This window comes from Bradyrhizobium canariense (genome assembly GCF_019402665.1).
Classification (GTDB): Bacteria; Pseudomonadota; Alphaproteobacteria; order Rhizobiales; family Xanthobacteraceae; genus Bradyrhizobium; species Bradyrhizobium canariense.
The window spans coordinates 1-8371 of sequence record NZ_VSST01000139.1 but is presented as its reverse complement, the minus strand read 5'-3'; the positions used below and the strand labels follow the sequence as shown (position 1 = coordinate 8371).

The following is an 8371-nucleotide window of genomic DNA, read 5'->3' as shown; positions in this document are numbered from 1 at the left end:
CGGCCGGACCATACATTGGGGTCAAAAGCTTCGGTCGAGCGCTCGGGTGCAAAACTTCCGGTCCGCCTTGAGAACCGACATGACGAGCCGCCCCTCGGACGGCGGCGATGGGCCAGAAGCAGTCATCAGCTCCCGCAGACTGACGCCTGCCTGGCTCCACGCTGTCGCCCACTCAGGACGAGTGCCACCCTCAGGCATGAATCAGACGGCCCTGTGGGGCCGTCTGATTCAGCCTTAGAGAGGATGACCTATTGGCAGAGATGCCGCAGACCGTCAGCACCCTTGAAATAGGTGCCGGGCTTACAGACGATGCCGTTGCGGGCAGCATACGCATTCCAGTTGCCGTGCCAGCCCATCTCGCCGGACATGGCGTAGGAATTGCCCCAGCTGCCGACGGTAGCGTCGGCCGCCGCCGGCTGGCGATACGCCGTTCGCCGAGTTGATTGCCGATATCGATAACCTCCGGTGGGAGTACTCCCGGTTCCTAAACCCGTGCAGCTGGCGAATTCAGCTTGGCATTCGTCCGGATTGGAGAGGGCCGCCTGCGCCAGTGCAGCAGAGCTGGACAGGGCGAATGCCGCAACAACGACCGCGCCAAGAACTTTCAGATTTATCATGGCTTCCTCCTTGCGCTTGAACCGTGGCCCAATGCCACGTCTCGTAGTAGTCGGTCGGCCTTTGCGAGCCTGTGCTACTTCGGCAAAACTCGCACCGCCAAGATTGGGACTGCCTTGGGTCAAAATGCGAAGAACTCAACTTTGAGCAAATCCAATCGGCTTCAATTCATCTTCTCACGCAGCTTCCGGATGATTTCGCGAAGGTCATTCGCGTACTCCTCAACGATCCGGCGCGCCTCCTCCAAGCGCGTTGGTTTGGGCTCGGGCTTATCGGATCCGGACGGCTTGTTCATCACAGAGCCTTGAACCTGGATCGCGGCAATCCATTGAGCTAAATCAATGGGCTCATCGCTTTAGCTCCTCTCAGTAAATAGTCGGTGTCATCGGTGTGGAGGGACTGTGTATCTCTCATCGTCGCCAGCACGGCCCGTCGCATTTTGGTATCAGTGTTGTGCCGGTCCTTGCGGATCGAAATCGGCAAGCCGCCGCCTGTCGTTTAACATGATCTCTCGCTGATCGTGGTCTAGGAACGTAAGGACGCCCGCTTTACGCAAGCTAGATAGCGCGCGAGAAACCGTTTCGAGCGTCAAGCCGAGATAGTCCGCAATGTCGAGACGAGTCATGGGGAGCGACATCTTGTCTGCTCCCGTGCGGAAATCCATCTCAAGTAAGAAGGCGGCGACCCTTTCTACCGCGGTCTTGCGGCCCAGAAGCAGCATATGGTTTTCTGCGTGCTCCAGGTTGCGGGTGATCATGCTGAGTAGGTTGTGCGAGACGACCGCGTCTTTTGCGGCTACCAATTGAAGGCTTTCTCGCTTAATCAGGCGCACGACGGTTTCGACGACCGCCTCTGCGGTAAATCGATGCTCATCGCCGTTTTCAAGCCCGAAGATATCGCCCACTAAGTGAAAGGCGCCGATTTGACGCCGACCGTCCGAGAGCAACTTGTAACTTCGCACCGCACCATGCTTGACTTGATAGACATACACAGCGGGCTCTTTTTCGCCGAAGATTTCAGTGCCTTTTCGGTATGTAAACTCACCGAGGCCGATAATTCGGTTGAATGCACTCGTCAAACCGAATTCATCGAGCGTATTGGGCTGAGGTCGTCGATCCGTTGGGATACGCACAAACATGGCCAGTTCCCCTTCCGCATCAATTCTTTTTCCGTATCAATTCTTTGAATAATCCTCTCTCGCCCGCTGGTCGTTCGACGAGCGACCATATTCATTGGATATCCCTCAGGTCATTGTACCAAGGTACAATGTCAGGTTGCTGGCGCCACCGCCGGGCGAATGACGTAACCACTGCGTTATGGATCAATTGCGAGATTTACTCCTCGGGCAATGACTTCCGGTCTAATTCCGCCTCCTGACGTCTGCTGCGCCGCGCAAACTGAAGCAATGGGCCACGAGCGGATGCAGCGTTGAATGGCTAAAGTCCGAAGCACTCCACCGGGGTCTGATCCTACTGCTCGCAGGCCATGATCAGCTCAGTGCTACTTTCAGAGCGCGCCCGGTTGAGCAGGTGGACTGGGCCAATCCGATCGTAGGTTGTTTGGGTTATTCCGATCGAACAAGTCCTGCCTTACAAGGCCGCTTGGGCGAGCATCAATTGCGGGTGGAATTCGGCGAGTGTCGTGAATTGGGGCGCCCCCGAATCCCGGCCGTGCGATGCAAGCAACCGGATAGCCAGCGTATTGGCAATAGACTACGTCACTCGCCCTTCCAGGGCTTCCAGCGAACCCAATTATTAGCAATGCCGACAGCGCGATTGATCGTTTCATTTCGGTCTCCTGTGGCGAACCGACTCCCCTACAGCGACATCGGATCAGGGCGGCAGAAAAGCCCCACGGCGTTATGTTGGCGGCACCCAATATTGCTCAAGAATGTCCGCAACGGTCAGAAGCGGACAAACCGCCGAGCCAGTTTAACCGCCGCTACGAAATTGCGTGATGTTCGGCGGTGGTGGATTTGGATGTTTCTTGAGGGTCGCTAAATACTCTTCGACAGTTTTGAGCGCAGGACCCGATACCCAGCCAAACATTGCCGCGACGATGAGGTCCTCGTGCGGATCCATTTCAATGTTGTAAATCTTCGGGTAGCCGGCCATCGGCGCACTCGCGGAGAACATGCCGGGCTGCCGCTGTGGTCCGATGCCGGTCGGATGGACGTCCGTGAAGTAGATACGCCACTGTTTCCAGCGCGCGGCGACGAGATCTCCACCGATAAAGCTCAAAAGGCTTTCGCGAGGCGCTGTCGCCGTGTTGCCCAACAGGAGATCGGCTTGATTGATCCCGTCGATCTGGCGGTCTGTTGGCATCTTGGCACCGACGATGTGGGCAAAGGTCGGCAGGAAATCCATGATCGAGAACATGGCGTATGTGGTTGTGTTTGCCTTGACTTTGCCGGGCCACCGGATGATCCCCGCCGTCCGTATTGCTCCTTCAGTGACTTCGCCTAACTCTCCGCGAAACGGACCTGAATTACCCATATCAGGCGTTCCCTGGTTGCCGTGTTCTCGCGCGGTCTGGCCCTGGGGGCCATTGTCCGAGGCAAAGACAACGATTGTGTTGTCGTCGATGCCGAGTTGCTTCAGCGTATCTAGGATTTGTCCGACGTGATAGTCTCCCTCCATCAACTTGTCGCCGTAGTTGCCGATCCGTGATTTTCCTTTGAACTGTTGAGAAGGCAAGTTTGGAAAGTGCCCCATTGAAAAAGGAAGATAGAGAAAAAAGGGCTGTCCCGATGCTCTCTGGCGCCTCATAAAATCGATTGATCTGTCCACGAACTCATCGTCGATGTTGGCGCGGACGTCCTCGGTAAATGGCTTGACCGCCTGTAGCGGGCCTCCGGCCTTCGCCTCAACGATCTGCGGCCCAGTCTTCAGCAGTGTCTCGTACGGCTCATTGATTGAGTGCGTGAGCGCGATTGTAGCCGGGTATGTTGCTGCATCCCAGCTAATGTCCGGCGGGATACCGTAGAACTCATCAAAGCCGTGCGCGGTCGGCAGACTTTGAGGCGCACTTCCAAGGTGCCATTTCCCGAAGATCGCAGTCGCATAACCAACGCTCTTGAACATCTCGCCCATGGTGAAGGCATTAGCGGGAAGCGTATAGGGACTACCCTCAATAGCGATCAGCGACAGACCGTTTCGGATCGAATATTGCCCAGTCATCAGCGCTGCACGGGAGGGGGTACACGCCGGTTCCACTAGGAACTGTGTGAGGCGCAATCCGTCTCGAGCCATTGCATCGAGATGCGGCGTCGATGCCCCACGCAACTCGCCGCCGCCATAGCACCCAAGGTCGCCGTAACCGACATTATCGGCGAGAATGAAAACAATGTTGGGCTTATTGTTTTGCTGCGCAAAGGCTGTCGCCGAACCCATCAACGCAAGCAGCACCACCGCCGAGGCGAAGTGCTTGACCGAGTTTTGCATGCGAAACTCCGGAAGATGCTGCGTAACCATTCTAGAGAAAGCCTAATCTCGAAGCTATCCGAAATCCGCGCCAATGTCCGCATTGCGGCGGTAAGACGCCAACCTGGATCGGCGTCCGGCTTGCCTCTGACAGCCGATATGACACATGTTCAACCGGCCTTCGGCCAGGAGCCCAGAAGCTGACATCGATTGCTTATCTCGCATGGCCACCAGGGGCAGATGAAGTGCGTCGCTTACAGCAGCGGTTCGACCTTCGCCGCCATGTCGGGAGAGCGGGTGACCCGATATGTTGCGTTGCTGCACTTCAGGATCCAGACGGCCCGATCCGGACGCGAGCGTTTTGCATCCCTTGAGGCACCGAGCGGTTTGTCACAGGTGAAACCTTGCAAGCGAATCTGCGCTGCCAACATCGACCGCGGCGTTTCGGCTGCAACCCGCGGTGCTGTTGCCTGTTGCGCCTGCACCAACGGGCTGAACATTAGAGCTGCGGTAGCCAGCAGTATTGACCCAAGCGGTCTGTACATGACGGCAATCCTTATTGCAGTTCTCTCGAACGCGGCAGAGCAAGTGCATCATCGGCTTGTCAGCGTCGCGTTGACGGATTGGATCGTCCGATAGTCTTGGGGTAGCAAAGGGTAGAAAAATTGGAGTAGTAGCCTTGGGGCGTCAGCAGCCTTGGGGATCATCGGAGTTGAAGGGACGGCACCCGACGCTGACACAATTGTGCTTGCAACGGGCGGCTTTTTTCAAGACCGCCCGCTTAGACATCATCAAGGCATACTATCCCGCCTCGTTCACTCGCTCTGATGGCCGGACTTCTTCATTTCAGCAAGGATACCATCGAGGTTGTAAGTTTCCGGCGCCTGCATCGGAGGGAAGTCCTTGTAAGAGAATAGCTCCTTTTCCCAGAGAAGTTGGCCGAGGGGCAGGATATTCCAGTCATACAGGTAGGCGGTGCTCGGCGAGCCGATCGAACCGGCATAGCCCAGCAACGATTTGGCATCGGAGCCGACCGTCTGCTCGAATGGGTCACGCTTGATGTTGGCGACCTGCGTCCAATGGAAGCTCTGCGCTCCGAACAACCCGCCGGTCCCGGTGTCCGGCACCATCGTGTAGTACATCTTCCAGTTCTTGTAGCGTACCGCCGATGGCTGCGCGCCGGTGTAGTAGAAGAAGACTTCGCGCGCGGATTTATCCGTGCCTTCGAGATAGGCGCGCTGATCGACGCCGTCGAGCGTTGTCTTGACGATGCCGGGGTAGCTTCCAGCCTCGATCTGCTTCTTCAAAGCGTCGCCCTTCGGCCCGCCGGCGATGTCGACCAACGTCGGCAGCCAGTCGAGTGCCGACATCATCTCGCTCTTGACCGTGCCCGGCTTGATGTGGCCCGGCCAGCGAACGACCATCGGGGCACGCATGCCGCCTTCCCAGGTGGTCAGCTTGCCGCCCTTGAAAAGGGTGGTGCCGCCGTCAGGAAAAGTGATGTTCTCGGCGCCGTTGTCTGTCGTGAAGACGATGATGGTATTGTCAAGCTGGCCCATGTCTTCGAGTTTCTTGAGGACATAGCCGATATTGTCGTCCATCTGCTTCATGCCGGCCTCGTTGAGGCCCCAGTCCTTGCCACCCGGCTCGCCAATCATCGCCTCGTATTTCGGCGGCAGCACGGTCGTGATGTGCATGCGCGCCGGGTTGTACCAGACGAAGAACGGCTTGTTGGTCTTCTTGGGATCGTTGCGATCAAGATAGTCGATGACCTTGGCTGAGATTTCTTCGTCCACGCTTCGTGAACGGTCTAGCGTCAAGGGACCTTCGTCCTTGCAGCTCTGGTTTGCTTGTGAGCCGTCCGACGATTTGCACGCAAGCACCGGCCGCGGCGGCGTCAGGCACGTCGTTGTTCGAGGATCCACGGCGCCGGGGACATCGGTAAGGCCCGGGACCGGGGTTGCCTTGCACGGCGGCGCAATGCCTTGCACGGTCGGGCTCTTGTTGATGTCCGGGAAACTCACCCCCTGCATCGCGTCGAGGTGATACAGGTACCCCCAGAACTCCTGGAAACCATGCGCGGTTGGTAGCGCCTCGGGATTATCACCAAGATGATTCTTGCCGAACTCGCCGGTGTTGTAACCGAGGTCGAGCAAGAACTTGGCAATGGCGGGCGTACCGGGCCGCAGCCACGATGGGCTGCCGGGCAATTGCGGAGGAATCATGCCGGTGCGCAGCGGATGCATGCCGGTGAAAAACGCGTTGCGGCCGGCGGTGCAGCTCTGCTCCGCATAATAAGTCATGAAGAGCGCGCCCTCGTTTCCGATGCGGTCGATGTTCGGCGTCTCTCCGACCATCAAACCGCGATGGTAGATGCTCGGCTGCATGATGCCGATGTCGTCACCCATGATGAAGAGGATATTGGGCTTTTGCGCCGGCTGGGCAGCCACAGGAGTGCTGATCAATCCCGACGACGGTATCATCATCGTCGCACCGAGCAGCGCTGCGCTGGACCGCTTGAGCCAGCTTTGCTTCTTGCGTGGCGTTGCGACCAAAAGCTTGTCATCAAATACGCAATTCAACATGGCATCGCTCTCCCATTAAGATGCGTCAGAGGTTCCTCGCCTGATGCATCGAAATCCAAGATGACTTGTGGAAGTGTCGATCGGCTCCGCATGCCGCGCAGCCGGCCGATAGCGTCGGCAGTAATTCGGCGCGCACAAATGCGAGCCGCCTTTGATGACCTTGCGTGGGATCTTGACGTTGGTGGTTCTCGGGTCGTAGCTATCAGCCTCGCGGCCGCCGCGCGGGTTCTCGGGAATGCAGCAGGCCTTTGCAGCGTCGGCTTCATGCCGAGGCGAGTACCAGTCCGACGTCCACTCCCAGACATTGCCGATCAGATCGTGCAGCCCGTACCCGTTCGGCGGGAATGCCGTGACCGGCGATGTCCGTTCGAATCCGTCGTCTCTGGTGTTTTGGCGCGGAAATTCGCCCTGCCAGGTGTTGGCCATATGACGGCCGTCAGGCGTAAATTCATCTCCCCATGCGAACTCGGCGCCGTCCAGTCCGCCGCGCGCCGCAAATTCCCATTCGGCCTCGGTCGGCAAATCCTTGCCGGCCCATCTTGCGTAGGCGAGCGCATCGCTGAAGGCCACATGCACGACGGGATGATCGTCGAGCCCCTGGATTTTGCTCCCCGGTCCGTAGGGATGCCGCCAGTCCGCACCTTTGGCGAAGGTCCACCACTGGCTGAAGTCCCGCAGGCTGACCGGATGGTCAGGCGGCGAGAACACCAGAGAGCCCGCATAGACCATGTGCGGGAGCATTCCGGGATAGTCCTTTGGATCGGGCGTGATCTCGGCAACGGTGACGTGGCCGGTAGCCCCGACGAACGCCTTGAACTGCCGGTTCGTGACGGAATGGCAATCCATCCAGAAGGCATCCACGGCGACGCGGTGGACCGGCGCTTCCTCCGGATAGTGCCGATCCGAACCCATGCGGAACGTGCCGCCCGGCACATACAGCATCCCCTCACCTGCTGGATGCTCGAACGATTGTCCGTCGTCCGACGACGATTTCGTGTCAGCCAGGTGCATCACGATCTCCGGGCCCCTACATCAGCGGCCTGCGTTGCTTCATTTGTGACTCTGTTTATTTGCGACGCTGTTTCGCTCGATATGCATTTTCCGGTACTGGGTCCTTTGACCGAGGCTGAGGCGTAGGGAAACCGGAACGACACACTTCAGGGTTGATCTAGATCAAAGGATGTCCGACTCGGATCATTCGAGTCGAATTGGTCGCGTCTCCGCCACGTCCGGTCTGGCCTCAACCACCGACTTGCCGGACGCTATCGCCAGCTTCGCCTTCGGGCCAACCGCGTCAGCAGCATTGACTCAGTTGCCGTCTGCGAATTGGTGACGGGGTGAGCAACAAGCGTTATGTGATTTGTGTCGCAGAAGGGTTATCCGGGATTTGGCGTTCTGGTCGAGTGGACGGTGCCATGGAAAACCTGACGCATTATCCTGTTCTGGTGTTCGCGGTGGCCTTTGTTTCGCGCCGCTGTCGGCGGTGCCGGTGGCGTTCGGTGATGACTTCGGCGATGATCTCGCCGTCGCGCTCGACATAGCCTCCGAGATCCGCGAAGGCCGAATTGCCGCCCAGCAGCTTGCCGTCATGCATGCACATGATGCTGCGGTCGAAGGCATCGTTGCCCCTCCTCACGGTTTGGGAGCGGACATGATCAGCTCGCTTTAGCGAGCTGGCTCATGGCCAACAGGCGACATCGCAGGCTTAGCGCTGACATGAAAGAGGCCGCCCGTTGGAGCGGCCTCAAC

Annotated in this window: 7 protein-coding genes; all 7 read right to left on the bottom strand. The window is 58.2% G+C overall.

What is annotated here, in order from left to right; genetic code table 11:
- Positions 1-248: 248 nt before the first annotated feature.
- Entirely contained in the window at positions 249-617 is a 369-nt protein-coding gene (locus tag FXB41_RS40310; RefSeq protein WP_219685712.1) for a hypothetical protein, read from the bottom strand.
- A 443-nt stretch (positions 618-1060) separates the two neighbouring features.
- Entirely contained in the window at positions 1061-1753 is a 693-nt protein-coding gene (locus tag FXB41_RS40305; protein ID WP_219685711.1) for a helix-turn-helix domain-containing protein, read from the bottom strand.
- A 793-nt stretch (positions 1754-2546) separates the two neighbouring features.
- Positions 2547-4058, bottom strand: a complete 1512-nt coding sequence (locus FXB41_RS40300; RefSeq protein WP_007591814.1) for an arylsulfatase — start codon at positions 4056-4058, stop codon at positions 2547-2549.
- Between the two features lie 233 nt (positions 4059-4291).
- A complete protein-coding gene (locus tag FXB41_RS40295; protein WP_219685710.1) occupies positions 4292-4582 on the bottom strand; it encodes a hypothetical protein in 291 nt (96 codons plus the stop codon).
- A gap of 270 nt (positions 4583-4852) precedes the next feature.
- The gene (locus FXB41_RS40290) at positions 4853-6523 is read right to left on the bottom strand and encodes an arylsulfatase (RefSeq protein ID WP_219685713.1); all 1671 of its coding nucleotides are present in this window, start codon (positions 6521-6523) and stop codon (positions 4853-4855) included.
- A gap of 114 nt (positions 6524-6637) precedes the next feature.
- Entirely contained in the window at positions 6638-7633 is a 996-nt protein-coding gene (locus FXB41_RS40285) for a formylglycine-generating enzyme family protein (RefSeq protein WP_219685709.1), read from the bottom strand.
- Between the two features lie 421 nt (positions 7634-8054).
- On the bottom strand, positions 8055-8216 hold the full coding sequence (locus FXB41_RS40280) for a hypothetical protein (RefSeq protein WP_198288334.1): 162 nt from the start codon (positions 8214-8216) through the stop codon (positions 8055-8057).
- Positions 8217-8371: the final 155 nt, after the last annotated feature.

Coding starts and splice junctions, on each gene's coding strand:
- FXB41_RS40310 (WP_219685712.1), bottom strand. CDS start 617: ATGATAAATCTGAAAGTTCTTGGCGCGGTCGTTGTTGCGGCATTCGCC.
- FXB41_RS40305 (WP_219685711.1), bottom strand. CDS start 1,753: ATGTTTGTGCGTATCCCAACGGATCGACGACCTCAGCCCAATACGCTC.
- FXB41_RS40300 (WP_007591814.1), bottom strand. CDS start 4,058: ATGCAAAACTCGGTCAAGCACTTCGCCTCGGCGGTGGTGCTGCTTGCG.
- FXB41_RS40295 (WP_219685710.1), bottom strand. CDS start 4,582: ATGTACAGACCGCTTGGGTCAATACTGCTGGCTACCGCAGCTCTAATG.
- FXB41_RS40290 (WP_219685713.1), bottom strand. CDS start 6,523: ATGATGATACCGTCGTCGGGATTGATCAGCACTCCTGTGGCTGCCCAG.
- FXB41_RS40285 (WP_219685709.1), bottom strand. CDS start 7,633: ATGCACCTGGCTGACACGAAATCGTCGTCGGACGACGGACAATCGTTC.
- FXB41_RS40280 (WP_198288334.1), bottom strand. CDS start 8,216: ATGCATGACGGCAAGCTGCTGGGCGGCAATTCGGCCTTCGCGGATCTC.